Source organism: Hydrogenophaga electricum (assembly GCF_030160815.1).
In the GTDB taxonomy this organism is placed as follows: domain Bacteria; phylum Pseudomonadota; class Gammaproteobacteria; order Burkholderiales; family Burkholderiaceae_C; genus Hydrogenophaga; species Hydrogenophaga electricum.
Genome location: NZ_BSPB01000122.1, coordinates 1 through 1,738, shown reverse-complemented (window position 1 = coordinate 1,738; position 1,738 = coordinate 1). Strand labels below are relative to the sequence as shown.

Annotated in this window: 3 protein-coding genes; all 3 read right to left on the bottom strand. The window is 72.0% G+C overall.

All coding sequences use genetic code 11. The features are described 5' to 3' along the window. Window positions 1-237, bottom strand: a 237-nt coding sequence (locus QQK43_RS23035) for a cobalamin biosynthesis protein (protein ID WP_284309617.1), incomplete at its 3' end; no start/stop codon positions are given. A gap of 126 nt (window positions 238-363) precedes the next feature. Then, window positions 364-1,371, bottom strand: a complete 1,008-nt coding sequence (gene bioB, locus QQK43_RS23030; protein WP_234264794.1) for a biotin synthase BioB — start codon at window positions 1,369-1,371, stop codon at window positions 364-366. After that, the coding region (locus tag QQK43_RS23025) for a DUF1636 family protein (RefSeq protein ID WP_284309616.1) at window positions 1,368-1,738 on the bottom strand (371 nt) is incomplete at its 5' end. The genes bioB and QQK43_RS23025, both read right to left, overlap by 4 nt.

The following is a 1,738-nucleotide window of genomic DNA, read 5'->3' as shown; positions in this document are numbered from 1 at the left end:
CGCGGCCACCACCAGGGCGGCGCCCAGGCACCAGCCCAGCGTCCCGCCCCAGAATTCGGCCCCCGGGCGCGGCTCCGCGCCGGCCGCGCGCGAGATCCGCCGCCCGACCGCCCCCAGATAGCGGCCCATGACCACCACCGGGTGCAGCCGCGCGGGCGGTTCACCGAACACCACGTCCAGCGCCAGCGCCACCAGCACCGCGCCGGCCAGCACGGCAGCGTCAGGGAAAAGGCCCATGAACGGCATCACGCAACTTCCCCAGCGGGCAGACGCGCCGTCCAGCACCCCCCGTGGAGCCGGCTCCACCGGGCCACAGGTGGGGTCCCCCTGGGGGAAAGATCCGAAGCGGCGCAGGGGGGCATCTCAAGCATGTGCGCGGGTGGTGTGCATGCCCATGCGCGCCAGCAGGTGCTGGTCCGCCTCCACGTCGGCGTTGCCGGTGACGAGCAGCTTGTCGCCATAGAAGATGGAATTGGCCCCGGCCAGAAAGCACAGGGCCTGGGTGGCTTCGGCCATCTGCCGGCGCCCGGCCGACAGGCGCACCTTGGCACGGGGCATGGTGATGCGGGCCACGGCGACGGTGCGCACGAATTCCAGCGGGTCGAGGTCGGGCTGATCAGCCAGCGGCGTGCCGGGCACCTTGACCAGGTGGTTGATCGGCACCGATTCGGGGTACGGGTCGAGGTTGGCCAGTTGCGCGATCAGGCCGGCGCGCCCGGCGCGCGATTCACCCATGCCGACGATGCCGCCGCTGCAGACGTGGATGCCCGCCTCGCGCACGTGGCCCAGGGTGTTCAGCCGGTCCTGGTAGTCGCGCGTGGAAATGATGTCGCCGTACAGCTCGGGCGCGGTGTCGAGGTTGTGGTTGTAGTAGTCGAGCCCGGCGTCCTTCAGGCGCTGCGCCTGGTCGCCGGTGAGCATGCCCAGGGTGCAACAGGCTTCCAGGCCTTCGTCCTTGACCACGCGCACCAGTTCTTCGACCTTCTCCAGATCGCGGTCGTTGGGCGCGCGCCAGGCCGCGCCCATGCAGAAGCGCGAGGCACCGGCCGCCTTGGCGCCCAGCACGGCTTCGCGCACATCCTCGGCGGTCATCATCTTGCCGGCCGCCACACCGGTTTCGTGGTGCACCGACTGCGGGCAGTAGCCGCAGTCTTCCGGGCAGCCGCCGGTCTTGATCGACAGCAGCGTGGCCAGTTCCATGTGGGTCGGGTCGTGGTGCTCGCGGTGCACGGTCTGGGCGCGGTGCATCAGCTCGGGCAGGGGCAGGTCCAGCAGGGCCTGCACATCGGCCACGGACCAGCGCTCGACCGGGGCTGGCGCAGGCCGGACGGGACGGTGCAGGGTGACGGGTTGTGCGGCGGTGGGGATCATGGATTTTCTCCGGCAACGGGCAAGGTGGGCGGCAGGCGGCACAGGATGCCGCTGCGCAGCAAGGCGGGACGGGCATCGCGCGCCAGCGTGCCGTCGGGGGACCGATCATGCAGCACCGCGCAGTCGAGCAGCGCCCGGGCCGCGTCGGCGGTGGCGGACAGATCACCGAACTGGTAACTGTGTTTGCCCGGGGCCTGAAAGGCCACGGTGCAGGCGCGCGAGCAGCCGGCCGTGCAGGCCTGGCCGCGCACGCGCACGGCGGCCCAGTCGGGCCGGTCGCCCAGGGCCTGCGCGGCCTGCACGGCTTCGAACAGGATGTCGCCGGCCGCGCGCTGTTCGCGGGTATTGCCGCCGGGGCGGCAGGTGG

Bases quoted from the DNA above. Each gene is read 5' to 3' on its own strand.
- bioB (WP_234264794.1), bottom strand. From the start codon at position 1,371: ATGATCCCCACCGCCGCACAACCCGTCACCCTGCACCGTCCCGTCCGG.